This is a genomic window from Streptococcus sp. FSL W8-0197, from assembly GCF_037963785.1.
GTDB lineage: Bacteria > Bacillota > Bacilli > Lactobacillales > Streptococcaceae > Streptococcus > Streptococcus oralis_CQ.
In genome coordinates this window covers 105916-127974 of the sequence record NZ_CP150168.1, presented here as the reverse complement: position 1 = coordinate 127974, position 22059 = coordinate 105916, and the positions used below count along the sequence as shown (strand labels likewise).

Sequence of the window (22059 nt, the reverse complement as noted above, 5' to 3'; positions counted from 1 at the left end):
AACTATTGTAGCGAAAAGTGACAGCAAAAGCAATTGCTGATATCTGATATATAGATAAATTTCTCTTTACTAATATCCAATTATATTACGATGAAAACAATTTACTTTATTTTTCCTAATCACACAGTTGCTTTCGAAATTTTCTTCTGGTAAACTTACACTATGAATACAAACCTCAAACCAAAACTTCAACGCTTTGCTACTGCTAGTGCCTTTTCCTGCCCTATCTGCCAAGACAATCTCACCTTGGTAGAGACTAGTCTCAAGTGTAGCAACCGCCATTCTTTTGATCTGGCAAAATTCGGCTATGTCAATCTAGCACCGCAAATCAAGCAATCTGCCAACTACGACAAGGAAAACTTTCAAAACCGCCAGCAAATCCTGGAAGCTGGTTTTTACCAAGCTATTTTAGAAACCATCTCAGCCCTGCTTGCAAGACTAGAAACTGCCAAAACTATCTTGGATATCGGTTGTGGCGAAGGTTTTTATTCTCGTAAACTCCAAGAAAGTCATTCTGAAAAAACCTTCTATGCCTTTGATATTTCCAAAGATTCCGTTCAAATCGCTGCCAAGAGTGAACCCAACTGGGCGGTCAACTGGTTTGTCGGTGACCTGGCTCGTCTTCCTATAAAAGACGCCAGCATGGATATTCTGCTTGATATCTTTTCCCCTGCCAACTATGGTGAATTTCGCCGCGTTTTATCCCCAAACGGTATCTTAATTAAGGTCGTTCCTACCGAAAATCACCTCAAGGAAATCCGCCAAATGGTGCAAGACCATCTGACAAAGAAGGACTATTCCAACCAAGATATCAAGGAACATTTCCAAGAACACTTCACCATCCAATCTAGTCAGATAGCTTCCTTAACCAAGCCTATCACACCCGAGCAACGCCAAGCCCTGCTTAGCATGACACCCCTACTCTTTAACATTGACCAGACCAAGATTGACTGGAGTAAATTAACGGAGATTACCATAGAAGCAGAGATTCTAGTTGGGAAAGCACTGTAAATAAATTTTTGAGATAAGATAAAGCCCGCAGCTCTTCTTGAGATGCGGGTTTAAATCACCATTTTTCAAGTATCTATCGGAAAAGGGGAAAAATTTTAACCTCACCATTTATTTTCGATTCGAAATAACAAATTTATCAATAAAAAGCAAGTGAAATGAGGCAAGTGTAATCCCCAAATAGCAGCCATGATAAGAGATATCTTGATGGGTAAGGGGAAAAAGAGTATTATTGCCCGTCAAGAGGCATGTCACAATCACAAATAGTATCCAGAATAAGTCAGTCCATTTATATTTTGAAAAATATTTTTTCCACATATAAACACCTTCTTTCCTATAATCGTATTATAACACTTTGTGTAAGCGAATACAAGGAATTTGAGGGGATTTCTAAGTAGATTCTGAGGCTTAAAGGTAGTAAAATCAGCCTTTTTAGTGCCCTCTAAGTTTGATTTTTCAGCCTACAAATTATTGACATTTTTTCTCTTTTCTTTTAGGAATAGCAGCATAAAATTAACAACATTCAAAAAAGCGAATTTCAATTGAAACTCGCTTTTTAAAAAAGTGTATCCGTATAAATTTTGTATCTTATATTCGATGAAAATCAAGGAGCAGACTAGGAAGCTAGTTGAAGACTGTACTTGATTACATCAAGGATACGCAGACGTGGTTTGAAGAGATTTTCAAAAATTCTTAGTTCAAGTGCCAGATATCTTCATTATACTGAGCGATTGTACGGTCAGATGAGAAGAATCCTGCTTTGGCAATGTTAACGATGACTTTATCCAACCATGCATCACGGTTTTCGTAGTCAACAAGCATTTGCTCTTTGACTTTGATGTAGTCTTCCAAGTCAAGGAGAGTCATGAACCAGTCTTTGTTAATCAATTCGTTGTAAAGACGTTCCAAGCGTTCTTTCTTACCTACTGCAAGAATAGCATCGCTCACGATGAAGTCAACCAATGGTTTGATAGCTTCACGAGCATAGAATTCGCTTGATTTATAAGCTGCTTTTGCGTAAAGGTCGATAACAGTTTCTGAATCTTCACCGAAGATGTAGATATTTTCGTCGCCAACCAATTCAGCGATTTCCACGTTAGCTCCGTCCATAGTACCAAGAGTCAAAGCTCCGTTCAACATGAATTTCATGTTACCAGTACCTGAAGCTTCTTTAGAAGCAAGTGAGATTTGTTCTGAGATGTCACATGCTGGGATAAGGAAGCTTGCTGCAGTAACGTTGTAGTTTTCAACCATTACGACTTGCAAGTGTGGAGCTACTGCTGGATCGTTTGCAATCACTTCTGACAAGCAAAGGATCAAGTGGATGATGTCTTGGGCGATTGTGTAGGCAGGAGCTGCTTTACCACCAAAGAATACTGTGATTGGACGAGCAGGGATGTTACCAGCCTTGATGTCAAGGTATTTGTGAATCACATACAATGCGTTCATTTGTTGGCGTTTGTACTCGTGGAGACGTTTGATTTGGATATCAAAGATAGAGTTTGTATTGATTTCCACACCTTGGTGTTCTTTCAAGTGACGAGCCAATTTGCGCTTGTTGTGAGCTTTGATGCTTTCCAATTTTTCTTTGACAGCAGCCTTGTCTTCGTATGACAAGAGTTTTTCAAGCTCATCCGCTTCATGGTGCCAACCCTCTCCAATAATCTCATCCAAGTAGTGAGACAGTCTTGGGTTGGCATGCATGAGCCAACGACGGAATGTGATACCGTTTGTTTTGTTGTTGAATTTTTCTGGGTAGATGTCGTAGAAAGCTTTCAACTCTGAATTCTTCAAGATCTCAGTGTGGAGTGCTGCTACCCCGTTAACACTGTATCCGTAGTGGATATCCATGTGAGCCATGTGTACACGGTCGTTTTCATCAATGATTTGAACAGCTGGATCTTTGTATTCTGCCTTCACACGACGGTCCAATTCTTTGATGATTGGTACCAAGTGAGGAACCACTTCTTCCAAGAATTCAAGAGGCCATTTTTCAAGGGCTTCAGCAAGGATTGTGTGGTTAGTGTAGGCAGTCATGCTACGTACGATTGAGATTGCTTCATCAAGCTCGATACCACGCGCAGTCAAGAGACGGATCAATTCAGGAATCACCATTGATGGGTGAGTATCGTTGATTTGTACAACAGCGTAGTCCGCAAGGTCATGCAAGTTGCTTCCTTTTTCGATCGCTTCGTCAATGATCAATTGCGCACCGTTTGATACCATGAAGTATTGTTGGAAGATACGGAGCAATTCACCTTGTTTGTCACTATCGTCTGGGTAAAGGAAGAGAGTCAAGTTGCGAGCGATATCTGTCTTGTCAAAGTTGATACCATCTTCGATGATAGAAGAATCAACTGAATCCAAGTCAAACAAACGCAAGCGGTTCTTAGTAGCTGTCTTGTAACCAGGTACATCGATATCGTAAAGAGTCGATGTTAATGTGAAGTGTGCAAATGGCACTTGGTAGCTACGGCTTGAGCGAACCAACCAGTTTTGCTCTGTCAACCAAGCGTTAGGAATTGTTTCTTGTTGGTTGTTTTTAAGAACTTGTTGGAAAAGACCGAAGTGGTAGTTCAAACCAACACCATCACCATTCAAACCAAGTGTAGCGATTGAGTCGATAAAGCAGGCTGCCAAACGTCCCAAACCACCGTTACCAAGTGATGGTTCCAATTCTACTTCTTCGATTTCGATCAACTCTTTACCTGCAGCTGCAAGTTCTTTTTTCACATCGTCGTAAAGACCAAGGTTAATCAAGTTGTTTGACAAGAGTTTACCGATCAAGAACTCAGCTGAGATGTAGTAAACTTTTTTCTTACCAGTGTTGACTGGTTTTTGGCTGCTTGCAAGCTTGCTGTAGTTAAGAAGAGCAAGGTAAAGCTCTTCATTGCTACATTCTGCAATGGTTTTATTGTAACGTTTTTGTACAAATTCGTTTAATGGTAACATGTTTATGTGTCTCCTGATAATGTCTTATTTCTTTAATTCTACCAAATTTTCATTGATTCGGCGATAAATTGTAGTCAAGTCAAGCAAAGTTTCTTCAACAGCTGGTGTCAATTGATCTGCTGTCATACGCCATGACCAGTTTCCACCAAGAGTAGATGGGAAGTTCATGCGAGCTGACTCATCTAGTTCTAGCAAGTCTTGCATAGTTGCAATAGCCATGAAGCTAACAGATGAAAATACTGTGCGAAGCATTGCGTGTGGCACTGTTTCGTACTCTTTACGGTTCGTGTAACGAGCCATGTATTCACGAGTTGGATCGTCGATCTCATTACGGTACCAACCAAGGACCGTATTATTGTCGTGTGTTCCTGTATACATAACAGAGTTGGCAGGTGCCAAGTGTGGGCTATCGATACTTTCGTCTTCTGGATTGAAGGCGAATTGAAGAATCTTCATTCCTGGGAAGCCAGTACGTTCACGCAACTCGATGACTTCATCTGTCATGAAACCAAGGTCTTCTGCGATGATGTTTAGCTCACCAAGCTCTTCCTTAACGGCTGCGAAGAGTTTGTACCCTGGACCTTTCACCCATTTACCAGGTGCTGCTGTATCGGAACCAGCAGGAATTTCCCAGTAAGATTCGAAACCGCGGAAGTGATCGATACGAACGATATCGTAGATTTTGAAGCTTTCACGCAAGCGTTCAATCCACCATTTGTAACCGTCTTTGTCCATTGCTTCCCAGTCATAGATTGGGTTCCCCCAAAGTTGACCAGTTGCAGAAAACTCATCTGGTGGGCATCCTGCAATGCAAGTTGCTTTACCATTGGCATCTGTCTTGAAGAGATGTGGATTTGCCCACATGTCGCTTGAATCTTCTGCTACGTAGATAGGCATGTCCCCAACGATTTCGATGTGGTTATCGTTAGCGTAAGCTTTCAATTTCAACCATTGTTGGAAGAAGAAGTATTGAGTCACACGGTGGTAAACCAACTTGTCTGCCAATTTCTCACGGTAGCTTTCAAGTGCTGAAGCTTTACGAGCACGAGCATCTGCATCTGGCCATTCTGTCCAAGCAAGATTGTCAAAATGCTCTTTGATAGCCATATATTCTGCGAAGAGTTCGAGCCATGATTGGTTGTCTTTAGCAAACTTCTCAAAATCTTTGACATCACCCACTTCCAAGAAGCGTTTGACTGCTTTTTCTAAAAGCGGACGACGTGCATAATAAATCTTCGCATAGTCAACTTCAGATGCATCGCTACCAAAGTCAACACCTTTAAGATCACTGGCTTCGAGCAAGCCTTGCTCTACCAAGATATCAAGGTCGATAAAATGCGTATTTCCAGCAAAGGCTGAGAATGATTGGTATGGAGAATCTCCATAGCTTGTTGTCCCAAGAGGGAGGATTTGCCAGTAACGTTGCTTCGTACGAACCAAGAAATCAACGAAATCATAGGCAGTCTGGCCAAATGATCCAATCCCGTATGCTCCTGGCAGAGAAGAGATGTGCATCAACACACCACTTTGACGTTTTTTCATAATAGCACCTCATGTGTTTGTTATAAAACGTTGCGCAATTAAGGCGCAAACGTTTGCGTTAATTTAAGTATAACGCATTTCAAAAACAAATGCAAGCGTTTTTAAAAAATTTTTTTGAATTATTTTAATCAAACAAAACTTGTTGCCACTGATATTTTATGAAATAAGCGAAAAAATTTTAAAGATTTTCTGATTTAAGATAATTCATTCCCAATATCTGCTCTATTTTCTGAAAAATCGAGCCGAATTTACGCAATCGTTTTCCTAATATATTTTCAATTCAAAAAAAACAAACATTTTAAGTTCTTTCCTATATATAGGCTTTAACAAATGTTTGAAACCTTAAAATTTTTTTAAAAAACTTTTTAAAAACGCTTGCAACCGTTTTCTATTTGTGCTATACTAGGCTCATAAAAGAAAACGTTTGCGTTTTCTAAATAAATTATACTGTTATTCTTTAGGAGGAATACACTATGTCATCTAAATTTATGAAGAGCGCTGCTGTGCTCGGAACTGCTACTCTCGCTAGCTTGCTCTTGGTAGCTTGCGGAAGCAAATCTGCTGACAAAGCAGCTGATACTAGCTCTTCAGAAGCACAAGAAATCACTTTCTACGTTGAAGACCAATATAAAGCCTTCGCTGAATCAGCTGCAAAAGCTTACGAAAAAGAATCTGGCGTAAAAGTTACGATCAAAACTGGAGACCAAATGGGTGGTCTTGATAACCTTTCACTTGACAACCAATCTGGTAAAGCCCCTGATGTTATGATGGCTCCATACGACCGTGTAGGTAGCCTTGGTACTGACGGACAACTTTCAGAAGTAACTCTTAGTGATGGTGCGAAAACAGACGATACTACTAAATCTCTTGTAACTGTTGGTGGTAAAGTCTATGGTGCTCCAGCCGTTATCGAGTCTCTCGTAATGTACTACAACAAAGACTTGCTAAAAGAAGCTCCAAAAACTTTCGCTGACTTAGAAAACCTTGCTAAAGATAGCAAATATGCTTTCGCTGGTGAAGATGGCAAAACTACTGCCTTCCTAGCTGACTGGACAAACTTCTACTACGCATACGGACTCCTTGCTGGTAACGGTGGTTATGTATTCGGTCAAAATGGTAAAGATCCTAAAGATATCGGTCTTGCAAACGACGGAGCAATCAAAGGTATCGAATACGCTAAATCTTGGTACGAAAAATGGCCTAAAGGTATGCAAGATACTGAAGGTGCTGGTAACTTGATCCAAACTCAATTCCAAGAAGGCAAAACAGCTGCTATCATCGATGGTCCTTGGAAAGCTCAATCCTTTAAAGATGCTAAAGTAAACTACGGTGTTGCGACTATCCCAACTCTTCCAAACGGTAAAGATTACGCAGCATTCGGTGGTGGTAAAGCTTGGATCATCCCATCAAGCACTAAGAACCTTGAAGGCGCTCAAAAATTTGTAGACTTCCTAGTTTCAACTGAACAACAAAAAGCATTCTACGATGCAACCAATGAAATCCCAGCTAACACTGAGGCTCGTACTTATGCTGAAGGCAAAAACGATGAGTTGACTACAGCTGTTATCAAACAGTTCAAGAACGCTCAACCAATGCCAAACATCTCACAAATGTCAACAGTTTGGGATCCAGCAAAAACTATGCTCTTTGATGCTGTAAGTGGTAAGAAAGATGCGAAAACAGCTGCTAACGATGCTGTAACATTGATCAAGGAAACAATCCAACAAAAATTTGGTAACTAATTGAATTGTTCAAGGGGGGTGGAAGCAAAATCCCCCTTTGAATTTATAGATATGCTTCTTATCAGATGTACGTATCTTACGATTGAATCCGAGTTTAAACTCGCATCCTATGAAAGGAGTAATCATGGAAAAACAACAGCCTCGCAAAGCAGCCTTGCTGTCAATCATTCCTGGTTTAGGACAAATCTATAACAAACAAAAAGCTAAAGGATTTATTTTCCTTGGCATTACTGTTCTATTTGTTCTGTATTTTCTAACACTTGCAACCCCTGAATTGAGCAATTTGATCACCCTTGGTGACAAACCTGGCCGTGATAATTCACTGTTCATGCTGATTCGCGGTGCTTTCCATTCTATCTTTGTTGTCGTTTACTTGCTCTTTTACATCTTTAATATTAAGGATGCACATACGACTGCTAAACGTATCAACAACGGTATTCCCGTAGCTCGTACCTTCAAGGACATGATTAAAGGCATTTATGAAAATGGATTCCCATACCTTTTAATCATCCCATCGTATGTAGCGATGACATTTGCAATTATCTTCCCTGTTATCGTAACCTTGATGATTGCCTTTACCAACTACGACTTCCAACACTTGCCACCAAACAAATTGTTGGACTGGGTTGGTTTAACGAACTTCACAAACATCTGGAGTTTGAGTACCTTCCGTTCAGCCTTTGGTTCCGTTCTTTCTTGGACCATTATCTGGGCTCTATCTGCTTCTACTTTGCAGATTGTCATTGGTATCTTTACTGCAATCATTGCCAACCAACCATTTATCAAAGGAAAACGTATCTTCGGTGTTATTTTCCTTCTTCCTTGGGCAGTTCCAGCCTTCATCACTATCTTGACATTCTCAAACATGTTTAATGATAGTGTTGGTGCCATCAACACCCAAGTCTTGCCTCTTTTGTCTAAGGTTCTTCCTTTCCTAGATGGAGCTCTTATCCCTTGGAAAACCGATCCGACTTGGACTAAGATTGCCTTGATTATGATGCAAGGTTGGCTAGGATTCCCATACATCTACGTTTTGACCTTGGGTATCTTGCAGTCTATTCCTAACGACCTCTACGAAGCGGCTTACATCGATGGTGCCAATGCTTGGCAAAAATTCCGCAACATCACTTTCCCAATGATCTTGGCTGTTGCAGCTCCAACATTGATTAGCCAATACACCTTCAACTTTAACAACTTCTCTATCATGTACCTCTTCAATGGTGGAGGACCTGGTAGTGTTGGTGGTGGAGCCGGTTCAACTGATATCTTGATTTCATGGATTTACCGTTTGACAACAGGTACAGCCCCACAATACTCTATGGCGGCAGCTGTTACTTTGATTATCTCCATCATTGTCATCTCTATCTCTATGATTGCATTCAAGAAACTACACGCATTTGATATGGAGGACGTCTAAGATGAATAACTCAATCAAACTCAAACGTAGACTGACTCAAACCCTCACTTACCTCTACTTGATTGGCTTATCAATCGTCATTATTTATCCACTTTTGATTACCATTATGTCAGCCTTCAAGTCTGGTAACGTCGTAGCCTTTAAACTAGATGGTAACGTCGATTTTAGTTTTGATAACTTTAAAGGACTCTTCACTGAAACCTTGTACGGCACTTGGTATCTCAATACCTTGATCATCGCCTTGATTACCATGGCTGTCCAAACCAGCATCATCGTACTTGCTGGTTATGCCTACAGCCGATACAACTTCTTGGCTCGAAAACAAAGTTTGGTCTTCTTCTTGATCATCCAAATGGTGCCAACTATGGCTGCTTTGACCGCCTTCTTCGTTATGGCACTTATGTTGAACGCCCTTAACCATAGCTGGTTCCTCATCTTCCTCTATGTCGGTGGTGGTATCCCTATGAACGCTTGGTTGATGAAAGGTTACTTTGATACCGTACCAATGTCTCTTGATGAATCAGCAAAACTTGATGGTGCAGGACACTTCCGTCGCTTCTGGCAAATCGTCCTCCCTCTTGTTCGCCCAATGGTTGCGGTACAAGCCCTCTGGGCCTTCATGGGACCTTTCGGAGACTATATCCTCTCTAGTTTCTTGCTTCGTGAGAAAGAATACTTTACAGTTGCCGTTGGTCTCCAAACCTTCGTTAGCAATGTGAAGAACTTGAAGATTGCCTACTTCTCAGCAGGTGCTATCCTCATCGCCCTTCCAATCTGTATTCTCTTCTTCTTCTTACAAAAGAACTTTGTTTCAGGACTTACAAGTGGTGGCGACAAGGGATAATCTATCCCCGCCACCCTTTTTTCATTTTGGAGCTTGTTGCTAAAGCTACAAGATTGGACACCCTTCTACAAATCTTATTGAAACCCTCTTTCAATACATAATTGATTTCCTAGACTTGAAATAAAGCACATTTCTCTATATAATAATACTCATATAGAAAACACTTTTAGAAAGATGCCTATGCTTCCATATCCATTCTCGTATTTCTCTAGTATCTGGGGATTTCGCAAACCCCTATCAAAACGTTTCGGCCTCAACTGGTTTCAGCTTCTCTTTACGAGCATTTTCCTCATCAGTTTGTCTATGGTTCCGATTGCCATTCAAAACAGCTCACAGGAAACGTATCCACTGGATACCTTTATCGATAATGTCTACACTCCACTGACAGATGAAGCCATCATGGACTTGTCAGAGAATGCACAAATCGTTGATGGAAAGCTGAACTACTCAGGTACGAAGAATCAGCAGCCTTCTCTTTTGATTGGCCCGAGCCAAAGCAAAGAATTGCCAAAGGACTTGCAACTTCATTTTGATACGGAAGAACTCGTCATCAGTAAGGAAAGTAAGGAACTGACTCGCATTCGCTACCACGCGATTCAAACGGAGAGTTTCCAGAGTAAGGAAGATCTAACCCAGGCCATTTCTAAAGATTGGTACCAACAAAATCGGGTCTATATCAGTCTCTTTCTCGTTCTTGGTGCAAGCTTCCTCTTTGGATTGAATTTCTTCATTGTCTCTCTTGGAGCTAGTCTTCTCCTTTATATCACCAAAAAATCACGCCTCTTTTCATTTAGGACCTTTAAAGAGTGCTACCACTTTATCTTGAACTGTTTAGGATTACCCACTCTGATTACGCTTATTTTGGGACTTTTTGGCCAAAATATGGCAACCCTTATCACTGTACAAAACATTCTTTTTGTTCTTTATCTGGTCACTATTTTTTACAAGACACATTTCCGTGATCCAGATTATCATAAATAGGAGATTTTTATGCCCGTGACGATTAAAGATGTGGCTAAAGCAGCAGGTGTCTCACCTTCCACTGTTACCCGCGTCATTCAAAATAAATCAACGATTAGTGATGAAACCAAAAAACGAGTGCGCAAGGCTATGAAGGAGCTCAACTACCATCCCAACCTCAATGCTCGTAGCTTGGTAAGTAGCTATACTCAGGTTATCGGCCTGGTGCTCCCTGACGACTCGGATGCCTTTTACCAAAATCCTTTCTTCCCATCTGTCCTTCGAGGGATCGCCCAAGTCGCGTCTGAAAACCACTACGCTATTCAAATTGCAACGGGGAAAGATGAGAAAGAACGTCTCAAAGCAATTTCTCAGATGGTTTATGGCAAGCGTGTTGACGGTTTGATTTTCCTCTACGCTGAGGAAGAGGATCCTCTGGTCAAACTAGTAGCCGATGAGCAGTTCCCTTTCCTCATTCTCGGAAAATCCACTTCACCCTTTATCCCTCTTGTTGATAATGACAATGTACAAGCGGGCTTTGATGCAACAGAGTATTTCATCAAAAAAGGATGCAAACGAATTGCCTTCATCGGGGGGACAAAGAGACTCTTCGTAACACAAGATCGTCTAACTGGCTATGAGTCTGCACTCAAACAACACCAACTTCCGATTGATACCAACTTAACCTACTTTGCGACCGAATTTCTAGAAGAAAAAGGGTATCAGTTCAGTGAACTCCTGTTCAATCACGATCCGCAGATTGATGCTATCATCACCACTGACAGTCTCCTAGCAGAAGGAGTTTGTGACTACATCAGTAAGCATCAGTTAACTGTTCCTGTCTTGAGTTTTGACTCTGTCAATCCTCGACTTGACCTCGTAGCTTATGTCGATATCAATAGCCTGGAACTTGGGCGCGTTTCCTTTGAAACCATTCTCCAGATCATCAACGATGCTAAAAACAATAAACAGATTTGTTACCGCCAGTTGATCGGACACAAAATTATCGAAAAATAAAGACCAGCCCCAAGGCTGGTCTTTTGAGTATTATTAATTGTCTGTTTCTACGAATCGTCCTAGGATGTGGACATTTTCGGATACAGAGACAAAGGCTGTCGGATCAACCTGTTTCATGATGTGTTTAAAATCATTAAACTCTGCTCGTGTGATAACCGTAATCAGAACTGCTTTTCTCTCATGATTATAGGTTCCTTCTGCATCGTGGATCATGGTTGCTCCGCGGTGCAATTTTTTATGGATTTTTGCGATTACCTTGTCAGGATTATTGGTCACAATCATGGCCTGCATGCGCTTTTGCTTTGTAAAGACCGCGTCTGTCACACGACTGGAGACAAAGATGGTAATCATGGAGTAGAGGGCGTATTTCCAACCAAAGGTCAAACCTGCTATCAGCATGATGGTCCCATTTACCAGGAAAGAAATACTGCCGACATTCTTACCCGTTTTCTTTCGAATGGTCAGACTGACGATATCTGTACCTCCGCTAGAAATATTGTTACGGAGCGCAAAACCAATCCCCAAGCCCATGACAACACCCCCAAAAAGAGCATTGATGATGGGATCCTCTGTCAAGGTCACAACTGGCACAAGCTGGATAAAGAGGGAACTCATGGATACTGTAATAAAGGTAAAGATTGTAAACTTATGCCCAATCTGATACCAAGCCAAAATCATCAACGGAAAATTGATAGCATAAAAGGTTAGCGATATCGGAATATAAAAACCAAACCAGTGATTACTCAAGGCAGAGATAATCTGTGCCAGACCTGTCGCGCCACTGGAGTAAACGTGCCCTGGTTGAAAAAAGAAATTGACTGCTACTGCTGACAAAAAGCCATAAACCAGAGAGGCCGATACTTTCTCATCATATTTTTCCCGAGAGATACTTTGTAAAACTCGTAAGATTTTTATCTGATAAGCAAAGCGGCGCAGATAATAGCGCCACCGCTTAATTCGTTTTGCTTGTTTCATCTTCTTCTACTTGTAAGCTGAGTTCCTCTAGTTGTTTGAGAGCGACTGTTGATGGAGCTTGAGTCATTGGGTCTGTTGCCTTATTGTTCTTAGGAAAGGCAATGACTTCACGAATATTTTCTTCTCCTGCTAAGAGCATCACAAAACGGTCAAGACCGATAGCCAAGCCACCGTGGGGTGGGAAACCATAGTCCATGGCTTCAAGAAGGAAGCCAAACTGGTCATTTGCTTCTTCAGCTGAGAAACCAAGAGCCTTAAACATGCGTTCTTGAAGGTCTTTTTGGTTGATACGAAGACTACCACCACCAAGCTCATAACCATTCAAAACGATATCGTAGGCAATGGCTCGAACCTTAGCCAAATCACCTTCTAATTCGTGAGCTGTTTCTTCCTGTGGAAGAGTAAATGGATGGTGGGCGCTCATGTAGCGACTTTCTTCTTCAGACCATTCAAACATTGGCCAATCAACCACCCAAAGGAAGTTGAACTTATCGTTATCAATCAAGCCAAGCTCTTTGGCGATACGGCCACGAAGGGCGCCTAGTGTTGCATTGGCCACTTCAAGCGTATCCGCCACAAAGAGAACCAAGTCCTTATCTTCAAGACCAAGTGCTGCAGTCAATTCTGCTTGGATCCCAGTCAAGAACTTGGCAACTGGTCCGTTTAATTCTCCATCCACAACCTTGACCCAAGCAAGACCTTTAGCACCGTACTGTTTAGCTACTTCAGTCATCTTGTCAATGTCTTTACGTGAGTAGTTATCCGCAGCTCCTTTGACCACAATAGCTTTAACGGCAGGTGCTTCTGAAAAGACTTTGAAATCAACACCTCTAACCACTTCTGTCAAGTCCTGAAGCAACATATCAAAACGAGTATCTGGCTTATCAGAACCGTAAAAGGCCATAGCATCATCATACTTCATACGAGGAAATGGAAGAGTTACTTCGATGCCTTTGGTTTCTTTCATCACGCGCGCAATCAAGCCTTCTGTAATATCTTGGATTTCTTGCTCCGTAAGGAAGGATGTTTCCAAGTCGACCTGGGTGAACTCAGGCTGACGATCACCACGCAAGTCCTCATCACGGAAACATTTGACGATTTGGTAATAGCGGTCGAAACCAGCATTCATCAACAATTGCTTAGTGATTTGTGGACTTTGAGGAAGAGCGTAGAAATGCCCTTTATTGACACGAGATGGCACCAAATAGTCACGCGCCCCTTCTGGCGTTGACTTCGAAAGGAATGGCGTCTCCACATCGATAAACTCCAACTCATCCAAGTAATTACGGATAGAGTGGGTCACCTTGGCACGAAGCTTAAGGTTTTCTAGCATTTCTGGACGACGAAGGTCAAGGTAACGGTAACGCAAACGTGTATCGTCATTGGCCTCAATCCCATCTTTAATCTCAAAAGGTGTTGTTTTGGCTGTATTAAGCACCGTCAAAGCTGTCACGTTCAACTCAACCGCACCAGTCGGCAATTTATCATTGGCTTGCTCACGCGCAGCGACTTTCCCAGTCACCTCGATGACAAATTCGCTACGAAGGCTTTCAGCTGTTGCCATAACCTCTGCAGAAACTTTTTCAGGGTTGATAACCAACTGCATAATCCCTTCACGGTCACGAAGGTCGATAAAGATCAAACCACCCAGGTCACGACGACGGCCAACCCATCCTTTCAAGGTAATTTCTTGTCCGATATGTTCCTCACGAACACGACCAGCATACATACTACGTTTCATGTTTTCTCTCCTCTTTTATTCTGTTACTATTTTACCATAAAAGCGCAGGCTCTTCATGAAAATCAGCAGAAAAGTTTGATTGTCTTTAGAAATCAAAACGAACAGACAAAAAATCCGATGAAAACGTCATCGGATTCTCTGATTATGATTCTTAACCTTTTTTACGCTTTTCAGCAATCTCGGCTGCCTTTTTAGGTAGAACAATCTCCGTCGCATAAGCCGAAGCAAAACGCAAGACACCTGCAATAGGCGCAAAGACAATTGCTAGATAGTTGTAAAAGAAATCGCCTTTAAAGGCATAGGCAAGTGCCCCGATGATAAAGAAGAGAACGACCGCCTGTATCACTGCTAATAAAATTACTCGTTTCATGTGACCTCCTGACTCTATTATAGCATGAGTATCATCAAAAAGCCGATTAAATTATTCAAAGCGTGGAGAGAAATGCTGTAAAGAAGACCTTTTCGACTCACATAAGCCAGACCCAAACTCAATCCCAGACTAGCATAAACTAAAAACTGTTGTAAAGTCCCTGGAAAATGAATCAAGGCAAAAAGCACACTCGATACGAGGAGAAACAGAGCTGTCTGTTTGCCGTTGTTCTGCTTAGGAAAGAGATAGCGCGCTAACATCCCTCTAAAGATGAGTTCTTCCGTCAGAGGAGCAAAGACTACCACCATAAAGAAACCAAATACAGGCTGTGCGACTGTCAGTTGAGATACGATTTGTTGATTGACTGACGGATCTTCTGGCAAAAAGAACTGGGCTGTAATCGCCACTAGCAAAACCAGAGTAGGCAACCAGATATAACGATTAAAAACCGTCGTCTGGATGCTAACCTTTTCTGTCTGATACCATCTGTAAACTCCATAAACATAGGCCCCTGACAGGACAACATAAAGTGGCAAGACTCCAAAGATTGAAGCCCCTAGGTCAAGCGCTGATAAAGCCATACTCTGAACCAGACCATAGCCAAAGAAAAAGGATAGAACAGCTAGAAGAAACCAGCCAAGATTTTTAAGTAGTTTCATAAAAGACTCCTATTTGAAATAACGTTTTACCATAGGTAATTGCATCACATTGATATAAATATGGATCGCTCCTACAAGCAAGAAGGCTAGTAACTGAATCTCTCCTGTCAGTAAGGAAAAGAGAACGATTAGAAAATAGAGAGCTGGCAAGACATACTGGTTTAATTGGAATAAAATTCGAAAACTCTGTTCTAAATTAGCCTTGCGCTCCCCTTCATCGTAGGAGTTTATATAGTCCAAGACATCTTTTGGTGTAGAGAAGAATTCCAAATCAAACTGACGAACGATCGCAATGGTCTTATAGAGATATTTTTGAGCACTGAAAATCATCACTAATGCCAAAAAAGAAAGAGATAAGGTTATATAGCTGATATTTAGTACAATTACTTCACTACCTGAGATGAAAAGAGCCAAAAAAATCGCTACGCCTGCACTATTAAAAGCAATAGTTCCAAACTCGAGATTACGATACATTTGTACATAATAGGTTTCATTCAGATCATCATCCATTTCCTCTTGATACAAGGAGTGAAATTTTCTGCTTTTCTTTAAGAAATCGAAAGTCAAAAACATACTAATGAAACCTAACAGTAAACAAATAGATGATATCCATGGAGTCACGGTTTTGACATCTAAAATGGTTCCGTAGTTTTCGGTATAGGCCTTAAACATCCCTGCAAACATGCCCAAGAAGCCTCCCAAGATAACAGCCATTAAAAATAACAATCCACGTTTCTTTTTCATATTCATACTCTTTCTAAACTAAACCAATCCAACTAACCACTGACCAAACACTTTACCTGATTCATAAATAGCTGTTAAGCCTTCTGTTCCAAGTGACACCAAAATCAAACAAACAGCAAGTAAGAGAATAACTTGATTTCTAGCTTTTTTTGCTCCATCTCCCAAGGGTTCATTCCCAAGCCAACCTGCTAGATAGGCATAGAGAGTTACTGTTATAATCCCAATCTCTGTCGAAGAGAGAAACAGCAAGACTGTCACCAAACGAACGATATTGGCTTGAATGTTAAAATAATTTCCTAAACCTGCACAAACACCCGAAAGTTCTTTGTGCTCAGTATCGATTTGAAAACCTGCTAAAAACTCTCTCATGACTTTTCTCCTTTTTCAACCTTTTTGAATTTTATTTTTCTCTCTACCCATCTAAAGACTAATAGTAAAACTATGTTAATCCAGAAGAGATATTTACTTTCAACAATTGTAAACCAACCAAATAGGCTTCCGATCATAGCCAAAAGATTAACGATAAACACAACTATAGATAGATAATAAATCACTTTATACTTGTTCATCACTCATCCTCCTCTAAGCGAAAGACTGACTCGACTGGTTCATTGAATATATGCGAAATCTTCAGGGCGATCACAATGGACGGGGTATATTCATCCCGTTCTAGTAGGCTAATGGTCTGTCTGGAAACTCCTGCTAACTTGGCCAGTTCGGTTTGATTGAGACCATCGCGAGCCCGAAGCTCTTTTAAACGATTTTTAAGCATTCCTTTCTCCTTCACTCTTAACTTGCTTACATTGTAACACATCTTTTTCTTTTTGACAAGTATATTTGTCAAAAAGTTTATGATTTTTGTCATTTTGCAAAAGAAAACGGTCAGGAGTAAGGTCCTGACCAGTTTTTCTACTATTAAAAGCCTAATTTTTCAAAGATTTCTGAGAAGTTTTGGCTAATAGCATCAAGCGACACTTGCACTTCTTCTCGTGTTTGGTTGTTCTTAACTGTCACTTGTCCGCTTTCGACTTCGCTCTCTCCGAGAGTGATGAGGGTCTTAGCCGCAAAGATATCGGCTGACTTGAACTGAGCTTTGAGCTTCCGGTTGAGGTAATCACGCTCTGCTTTGAATCCTTGTTGGCGAAGGGTTTGTACCAATTCCAAGGCCTTAACATTTGCTCCTTCACCCAAGACTGCGATATAAACATCTAGGGCATTCTCGATAGGGAGGGCCACCCCTTGCTTTTCAAGGATGAGAAGTAGACGTTCTACACCAAGACCAAATCCAAATCCAGCAGTCTCAGGACCACCAAAATAAGCAACTAAGCCATCGTAGCGACCACCCGCACAGACTGTCAAGTCATTACCCTCGATCTCAGTGATAAACTCGAAAATGGTGTGGTTGTAGTAGTCCAGACCACGTACCATATTGGTATCGATGATATAGTCTACTCCAAGATTTTCCAACATCTGACGGACAGCATCAAAATGAGCTTGGCTTTCTTCATCAAGGAAATCCAAGATAGACGGTGCATTTTCTACTGCCACCTTGTCTTCTTTTTCCTTAGAGTCCAAGACACGGAGAGGATTTTCCTCCAAACGACGTTGGCTATCCTTAGACAAGGTCTCCTTGAGCGGTGTCAAATAATCAATCAAGGCTTGACGGTAAGCCGCACGACTCTCAGGATTTCCAAGAGTGTTAAGATGCAATTTGACACCTTGGATACCGATTTCTTTCAAGAAATGAGCTGCCATAGCGATGGTCTCCACATCGGTAGCTGGATTGCTAGAGCCAAAACACTCAACACCAATCTGGTGGAATTGGCGTAAACGCCCTGCCTGTGGACGCTCATAACGAAACATAGGGCCCATGTAATAGAACTTACTTGGCTTTTGCACTTCTGGTGCGAAGAGTTTATTTTCCACATAAGAGCGGACAACGGGCGCAGTTCCTTCTGGACGGAGGGTAATATGGCGGTCACCCTTGTCATAAAAATCGTACATTTCCTTGGTTACGATATCCGTTGTATCTCCGACAGAGCGACTGATGACCTCGTAATGCTCAAAAATAGGTGTGCGCACTTCTGCATAGTTATAGCGCTTGAAAATTTCACGGGCAAAGCCCTCAACGTACTGCCACTTGGCAGATTCAGCAGGCAAGATATCCTGCGTTCCTTTTGGTTTTTGTAATTTCATAGGGAATCCTCTTTAAACTTAATAGTCTTATTTTACCATAAATAGAGGGATTAAAACAGTGAGAGGAGAAAATCGCAAGAGAGTCTTTTCAGAAAATTCATCAAAAACTTGCCAAATTGTCAGAATTATGAGAAAATAGAGGATATTTATCACGTGGAGGGACTGTTATGAGAGACGATATCAAAATCAATGACCGCGCTTTGGCCTTGCAAGACCAAATTATCGAAAAACTAGAGAAGGTTTTTGATACAGATGTGGAATTGGATGTTTACAATCTAGGACTGATTTATGAAATCAATCTGGACGAAACAGGCCTCTGCAAGATTGTCATGACCTTCACCGACACCGCCTGCGATTGCGCCGAAAGCCTGCCTATTGAAATCGTCGCAGGTCTGAAACAAATCGAGGGTATCGAAGATGTCAAGGTTGAAGTTACCTGGTCGCCTGCCTGGAAGATCACACGAATCAGTCGCTACGGCCGTATTGCCCTTGGACTGCCACCTCGTTAATGAGGCAAATCACTTTTGAAGATAAAAAGAAGCAAGCCGAAGATGGCTTGCTTTTTGATACTCAATGAAAATCAAAGAGCAAACTAGGAAACTAGCCGCAGGCTGTACTTGAGTACGGCAAGGCGACGTTGACGTGGTTTGAAGAGATTTTCGAAGAGTATGAGTTTATTTTTTACCTGACTTGTCCATATTCCAGAAGTCTGTCACGGCTCCACGTGAAGCAGATGATACGATATGGGCATATTTACCGAGAACACCACGGCTGTAAAGTGGTGGCAAGGTTGTTTCTGCCTTACGTTTTTCAAGTTCTTCTTCGGATACGGCCATAGAAATTTCTTTGGTATCTTGGTCAACCGTAACGATATCGCCTGTACGGAGGTAGGCAATCGGTCCACCGTCCTGAGCTTCAGGAGCGATATGTCCAACAACCAGACCATAAGTACCACCAGAGAAGCGTCCGTCTGTCAAGAGGGCAACCTTGTCTCCTTGACCTTTACCAACGATCATGGATGAAAGTGACAGCATCTCAGGCATACCAGGACCACCCTTAGGTCCAACAAAACGAACAACGACAACATCGCCATCAACGATTTCATCTGTCAAGACAGCCTGAATCGCATCTTCTTCTGAGTCAAAGACCTTAGCTGGTCCAACGTGACGACGCACTTTAACACCTGATACTTTGGCAACCGCACCATCAGGGGCAAGATTCCCGTTCAAGATGATAAGCGGACCATCTGCACGTTTTGGATTTTCAAGTGGCATAATGACTTTTTGGCCTGGTGTGAGGTCTGCAAAGTCAGCCAAGTTTTCAGCGACTGTCTTACCAGTACATGTGATACGGTCGCCATGAAGGAATCCATTTGCCAACAGGTACTTCATAACAGCAGGCACACCACCGACTTCATAGAGGTCTTGGAAGACATACTGACCAGATGGTTTCAAGTCAGCCAAGTGAGGCACACGTTCTTGGATCGTATTGAAGTCCTCAAGTGACAAGTCAACATTAGCCGCATGGGCAATGGCAAGCAAGTGAAGAGTGGCATTTGTAGAACCACCGAGAGCCATAGTGACAGTGATGGCATCTTCAAAAGCTTCACGAGTCAAGATATCTGATGGTTTGAGACCAAGCTCCAGCATCTTGACAACAGCTCGTCCTGCTGCTTCGATATCTTCTTTCTTGTCAGCTGATTCAGCTGGGTGAGATGAAGATCCTGGCAAACTCATACCGAGAACTTCGATAGCAGTCGCCATGGTATTAGCAGTATACATACCACCACAGCCACCAGGGCCAGGGCAGGCATTACATTCAAGACGTTTCACGTCCTCAGCTGTCATGTCACCGTGGTTCCATTTCCCGATTCCCTCAAAAACAGAAACCAAGTCAATATCTTTGCCATCAAGATTTCCCGGTGCAATAGTCCCACCATAGGCGAAAATAGCCGGGATATCCATATTAGCAATAGCAATCATAGAACCAGGCATGTTCTTATCACAGCCACCGATAGCGACAAAGGCATCCACGTTGTGACCACCCATAGCCGCTTCGATTGAGTCTGCGATGATATCACGAGATGTTAGAGAGAAACGCATACCAGGCGTTCCCATGGCAATCCCGTCCGCTACGGTAATGGTTCCAAACTGTACAGGCCAAGCTCCCGCAGATTTGACACCTTCTTTAGCCAATTTCCCGAAATCATGCAAGTGGATGTTACATGGTGTATTTTCCGCCCAAGTCGAAATCACTCCCACAATCGGTGTTTCAAAGTCCTTATCTGTCATACCAGTCGCTCGAAGCATAGCACGGTTTGGTGATTTAACCATGCTGTCATAAATGCTACTGCGGTGACGTTTATCTAATTCAGTCATCTTATCCCTCCCGTTTCAGTTTTTACTATTATAGCACATTTTAAAGGCAATGAACAGAAGAAAATTCTTGAATTTTCAGAAAATTCTATACAGTAATATTTTCTTTAATAATGTTACATTTATTTCTTGACTTTCTAAAACAAAGTGATATCATTTAGATATCATATAGCAGGAGGTCGTTCTTATGACTGAAAAACTCATCAATTCAAAACCAAATGGTGTATTCGCATTGATTCTCATTGAGTTGACACTCGTACTTGGTATCTTTATATTTATAATGGGTGCTGGTTCGGAAAACGTTTTTGGAATTATTATCGGTCTTTTATTAATCTTAATTTCAGTTCTAGCTCATGCTGGTTTAAAAGTTGTCAAACCTCAGGAAGCTCTGGTTTTGACCCTCTTTGGTAATTATACAGGTACCATCAAAGAACCTGGTTTTTACTTTGTCAATCCTTTTAGCATAGCAGTCAACCCTGCAAACCACACTCGACTTGGTCAAAGTGGTGATGTTAGCACAAAATCTCCTTTTTCAGGAATGAAATCATCAAATGGCAATGATGTAAACCTTGAAATTGGCAAGAAACAGATTTCCCTCAAAGTTATGACTTTGAGCAATTCCCGTCAAAAGATTAACGATTGCTTAGGTAACCCTGTTGAAATTGGAATTGCGGTAACTTGGAGAGTTGTCGATACAGCCAAAGCAGTCTTCAACGTTGATAACTATAAAGAATATCTCTCATTGCAGTGTGATAGCGCCCTTCGTAATATTGTCCGCATCTATCCTTACGATGTGTCTCCTAATGTAGATACTACAGGGGATGGACAAGCAGATGAAGGTAGTCTCCGTGGCTCTAGTGAAATTGTAGCTAACCGTATTCGTGAAGAAATCCAAAGTCGCGTAGAAGATGCTGGCTTGGAAATCCTTGAAGCACGTATCACTTATCTAGCTTATGCACCAGAAATTGCAGCTGTTATGCTTCAACGCCAACAAGCATCTGCCATTATTGATGCCCGTAAGATGATTGTAGACGGCGCTGTGGGAATGGTTGAAATGGCACTAGAACGTCTCAATGAAGGAGAATTGGTAGAACTTGACGAAGAACGAAAAGCTGCCATGGTTTCAAATCTCCTAGTCGTTCTCTGTGGTAATCATGATGCACAACCAATTGTCAACGCAGGAAGTCTTTACTAAAGATGGCTGAAGCTAAAAAAAAGCAGATTCCCCTTCGACTCTCAACAAAGTTATACGCTGCACTCGCATCATGGGCAGAAGACGACTTTCGTTCAGTCAATGGGCAAATCGAATATCTCCTTACAGAGTGTGTCAAGCAACGGAAGAAAGACGGAAAATACGTATCAGAAACCATTGACGAACCATTTGAGATTGATATTTAACACCTTCTCCTGTCTGCTAGATCGGACAGGAGAATTTTTTCATCTTTTTTTTGTCAAGTAACTTTACTTTACAAAAAAGTTTTGATATACTATTAAAGTTGATGAAAATCAAACCTAAC

At 41.6% G+C, this 22059-nt stretch carries 22 protein-coding genes; 9 read left to right on the top strand and 13 right to left on the bottom strand.

The genetic code is table 11. The features are described from left to right. Positions 1–162 precede the first annotated feature (162 nt). Positions 163–1011, top strand: a complete 849-nt coding sequence (locus NYE79_RS00755) for a putative RNA methyltransferase (protein ID WP_216728777.1) — start codon at positions 163–165, stop codon at positions 1009–1011. 108 nt (positions 1012–1119) lie between these two features. Here the strand turns inward: NYE79_RS00755 and NYE79_RS00750 are convergent, their stop codons facing one another. From NYE79_RS00750 to malQ, 3 genes are all read right to left on the bottom strand, one after another. Further along, positions 1120–1326, bottom strand: coding sequence for a hypothetical protein (locus NYE79_RS00750; protein ID WP_096405877.1), 207 nt, complete (start codon positions 1324–1326; stop codon positions 1120–1122). A gap of 375 nt (positions 1327–1701) precedes the next feature. Further along, entirely contained in the window at positions 1702–3960 is a 2259-nt protein-coding gene (glgP, locus tag NYE79_RS00745) for a glycogen/starch/alpha-glucan family phosphorylase (RefSeq protein ID WP_216728778.1), read from the bottom strand. Between the two features lie 24 nt (positions 3961–3984). Further along, entirely contained in the window at positions 3985–5502 is a 1518-nt protein-coding gene (gene malQ / locus NYE79_RS00740) for a 4-alpha-glucanotransferase (protein ID WP_216728779.1), read from the bottom strand. A gap of 473 nt (positions 5503–5975) precedes the next feature. Here malQ and NYE79_RS00735 point away from each other — a divergent pair, with 473 nt between their 5' ends. The 5 genes from NYE79_RS00735 (at position 5976) to NYE79_RS00715 (ending at position 11482) form a co-directional block, all read left to right on the top strand. After that, complete coding sequence (locus tag NYE79_RS00735; RefSeq protein WP_000095456.1) at positions 5976–7244, top strand: extracellular solute-binding protein; 1269 nt, start codon at positions 5976–5978, stop codon at positions 7242–7244. A 124-nt stretch (positions 7245–7368) separates the two neighbouring features. Next, positions 7369–8661, top strand: coding sequence for a sugar ABC transporter permease (locus NYE79_RS00730; RefSeq protein ID WP_042901962.1), 1293 nt, complete (start codon positions 7369–7371; stop codon positions 8659–8661). A gap of 1 nt (position 8662) precedes the next feature. Further along, complete coding sequence (locus NYE79_RS00725) at positions 8663–9505, top strand: sugar ABC transporter permease (RefSeq protein ID WP_001065651.1); 843 nt, start codon at positions 8663–8665, stop codon at positions 9503–9505. 180 nt (positions 9506–9685) lie between these two features. Beyond that, complete coding sequence (locus tag NYE79_RS00720) at positions 9686–10486, top strand: DUF1189 family protein (RefSeq protein WP_070657032.1); 801 nt, start codon at positions 9686–9688, stop codon at positions 10484–10486. 9 nt (positions 10487–10495) lie between these two features. Beyond that, complete coding sequence (locus tag NYE79_RS00715; protein ID WP_216728780.1) at positions 10496–11482, top strand: LacI family DNA-binding transcriptional regulator; 987 nt, start codon at positions 10496–10498, stop codon at positions 11480–11482. Between the two features lie 33 nt (positions 11483–11515). On the opposite strand, the gene NYE79_RS00710 is transcribed toward NYE79_RS00715, so the two are convergent. From NYE79_RS00710 to hisS, 9 genes are all read right to left on the bottom strand, one after another. After that, complete coding sequence (locus NYE79_RS00710) at positions 11516–12457, bottom strand: YitT family protein (protein ID WP_000806299.1); 942 nt, start codon at positions 12455–12457, stop codon at positions 11516–11518. After that, positions 12435–14198, bottom strand: a complete 1764-nt coding sequence (aspS, locus tag NYE79_RS00705) for an aspartate--tRNA ligase (protein ID WP_251464430.1) — start codon at positions 14196–14198, stop codon at positions 12435–12437. The genes NYE79_RS00710 and aspS overlap by 23 nt, the downstream gene beginning before the upstream one ends. Positions 14199–14349: 151 nt before the next feature. Next, positions 14350–14568, bottom strand: coding sequence for a hypothetical protein (locus tag NYE79_RS00700; RefSeq protein WP_000832174.1), 219 nt, complete (start codon positions 14566–14568; stop codon positions 14350–14352). A gap of 17 nt (positions 14569–14585) precedes the next feature. Beyond that, complete coding sequence (locus NYE79_RS00695) at positions 14586–15227, bottom strand: type II CAAX endopeptidase family protein (protein ID WP_000771221.1); 642 nt, start codon at positions 15225–15227, stop codon at positions 14586–14588. Between the two features lie 9 nt (positions 15228–15236). Further along, positions 15237–15971, bottom strand: coding sequence for a DUF3169 family protein (locus NYE79_RS00690; protein ID WP_000730203.1), 735 nt, complete (start codon positions 15969–15971; stop codon positions 15237–15239). Between the two features lie 18 nt (positions 15972–15989). After that, positions 15990–16340 carry a PspC domain-containing protein gene (locus NYE79_RS00685; RefSeq protein WP_001206592.1) on the bottom strand — a complete coding sequence of 117 codons (351 nt, stop codon included), beginning with the start codon at positions 16338–16340 and terminating at the stop codon, positions 15990–15992. Further along, complete coding sequence (locus tag NYE79_RS00680; RefSeq protein ID WP_001046117.1) at positions 16337–16540, bottom strand: hypothetical protein; 204 nt, start codon at positions 16538–16540, stop codon at positions 16337–16339. Before NYE79_RS00680 ends, NYE79_RS00685 begins: the two co-directional genes overlap by 4 nt. Continuing rightward, positions 16540–16743 (bottom strand): helix-turn-helix transcriptional regulator, encoded by a 204-nt coding sequence (locus NYE79_RS00675; protein WP_000916946.1) that lies wholly within the window; start codon positions 16741–16743, stop codon positions 16540–16542. The genes NYE79_RS00680 and NYE79_RS00675 overlap by 1 nt, the downstream gene beginning before the upstream one ends. A gap of 143 nt (positions 16744–16886) precedes the next feature. Then, positions 16887–18167 carry a histidine--tRNA ligase gene (hisS, locus tag NYE79_RS00670; protein WP_000775856.1) on the bottom strand — a complete coding sequence of 427 codons (1281 nt, stop codon included), beginning with the start codon at positions 18165–18167 and terminating at the stop codon, positions 16887–16889. Positions 18168–18334: 167 nt separating this feature from the next. Between hisS and NYE79_RS00665 the strand changes: the two genes are divergently transcribed. Further along, a complete protein-coding gene (locus tag NYE79_RS00665) occupies positions 18335–18676 on the top strand; it encodes a metal-sulfur cluster assembly factor (protein ID WP_001204052.1) in 342 nt (113 codons plus the stop codon). A gap of 165 nt (positions 18677–18841) precedes the next feature. Here NYE79_RS00665 and ilvD read toward each other — a convergent pair whose 3' ends face one another. Further along, complete coding sequence (gene ilvD / locus NYE79_RS00660) at positions 18842–20545, bottom strand: dihydroxy-acid dehydratase (RefSeq protein ID WP_000137343.1); 1704 nt, start codon at positions 20543–20545, stop codon at positions 18842–18844. A 184-nt stretch (positions 20546–20729) separates the two neighbouring features. On the opposite strand from ilvD, the gene NYE79_RS00655 reads away from it, so the two are divergent. Beyond that, entirely contained in the window at positions 20730–21737 is a 1008-nt protein-coding gene (locus tag NYE79_RS00655; RefSeq protein ID WP_000136839.1) for an SPFH domain-containing protein, read from the top strand. 2 nt (positions 21738–21739) lie between these two features. Next, positions 21740–21940 carry a PTS ascorbate transporter subunit IIC gene (locus NYE79_RS00650; protein WP_000796544.1) on the top strand — a complete coding sequence of 67 codons (201 nt, stop codon included), beginning with the start codon at positions 21740–21742 and terminating at the stop codon, positions 21938–21940. Positions 21941–22059: the final 119 nt, after the last annotated feature.

Coding starts and splice junctions, on each gene's coding strand:
- NYE79_RS00655 (WP_000136839.1), top strand. CDS start 20,730: ATGACTGAAAAACTCATCAATTCAAAACCAAATGGTGTATTCGCATTG.
- NYE79_RS00690 (WP_000730203.1), bottom strand. CDS start 15,971: ATGAAAAAGAAACGTGGATTGTTATTTTTAATGGCTGTTATCTTGGGA.
- hisS (WP_000775856.1), bottom strand. CDS start 18,167: ATGAAATTACAAAAACCAAAAGGAACGCAGGATATCTTGCCTGCTGAA.
- NYE79_RS00680 (WP_001046117.1), bottom strand. CDS start 16,540: ATGAACAAGTATAAAGTGATTTATTATCTATCTATAGTTGTGTTTATC.
- NYE79_RS00725 (WP_001065651.1), top strand. CDS start 8,663: ATGAATAACTCAATCAAACTCAAACGTAGACTGACTCAAACCCTCACT.
- NYE79_RS00710 (WP_000806299.1), bottom strand. CDS start 12,457: ATGAAACAAGCAAAACGAATTAAGCGGTGGCGCTATTATCTGCGCCGC.
- glgP (WP_216728778.1), bottom strand. CDS start 3,960: ATGTTACCATTAAACGAATTTGTACAAAAACGTTACAATAAAACCATT.
- aspS (WP_251464430.1), bottom strand. CDS start 14,198: ATGAAACGTAGTATGTATGCTGGTCGTGTTCGTGAGGAACATATCGGA.
- malQ (WP_216728779.1), bottom strand. CDS start 5,502: ATGAAAAAACGTCAAAGTGGTGTGTTGATGCACATCTCTTCTCTGCCA.
- NYE79_RS00730 (WP_042901962.1), top strand. CDS start 7,369: ATGGAAAAACAACAGCCTCGCAAAGCAGCCTTGCTGTCAATCATTCCT.
- NYE79_RS00755 (WP_216728777.1), top strand. CDS start 163: ATGAATACAAACCTCAAACCAAAACTTCAACGCTTTGCTACTGCTAGT.
- NYE79_RS00685 (WP_001206592.1), bottom strand. CDS start 16,340: ATGAGAGAGTTTTTAGCAGGTTTTCAAATCGATACTGAGCACAAAGAA.
- NYE79_RS00695 (WP_000771221.1), bottom strand. CDS start 15,227: ATGAAACTACTTAAAAATCTTGGCTGGTTTCTTCTAGCTGTTCTATCC.
- NYE79_RS00720 (WP_070657032.1), top strand. CDS start 9,686: ATGCTTCCATATCCATTCTCGTATTTCTCTAGTATCTGGGGATTTCGC.
- NYE79_RS00650 (WP_000796544.1), top strand. CDS start 21,740: ATGGCTGAAGCTAAAAAAAAGCAGATTCCCCTTCGACTCTCAACAAAG.
- NYE79_RS00715 (WP_216728780.1), top strand. CDS start 10,496: ATGCCCGTGACGATTAAAGATGTGGCTAAAGCAGCAGGTGTCTCACCT.
- NYE79_RS00750 (WP_096405877.1), bottom strand. CDS start 1,326: ATGTGGAAAAAATATTTTTCAAAATATAAATGGACTGACTTATTCTGG.
- NYE79_RS00735 (WP_000095456.1), top strand. CDS start 5,976: ATGTCATCTAAATTTATGAAGAGCGCTGCTGTGCTCGGAACTGCTACT.
- NYE79_RS00700 (WP_000832174.1), bottom strand. CDS start 14,568: ATGAAACGAGTAATTTTATTAGCAGTGATACAGGCGGTCGTTCTCTTC.
- NYE79_RS00665 (WP_001204052.1), top strand. CDS start 18,335: ATGAGAGACGATATCAAAATCAATGACCGCGCTTTGGCCTTGCAAGAC.
- ilvD (WP_000137343.1), bottom strand. CDS start 20,545: ATGACTGAATTAGATAAACGTCACCGCAGTAGCATTTATGACAGCATG.
- NYE79_RS00675 (WP_000916946.1), bottom strand. CDS start 16,743: ATGCTTAAAAATCGTTTAAAAGAGCTTCGGGCTCGCGATGGTCTCAAT.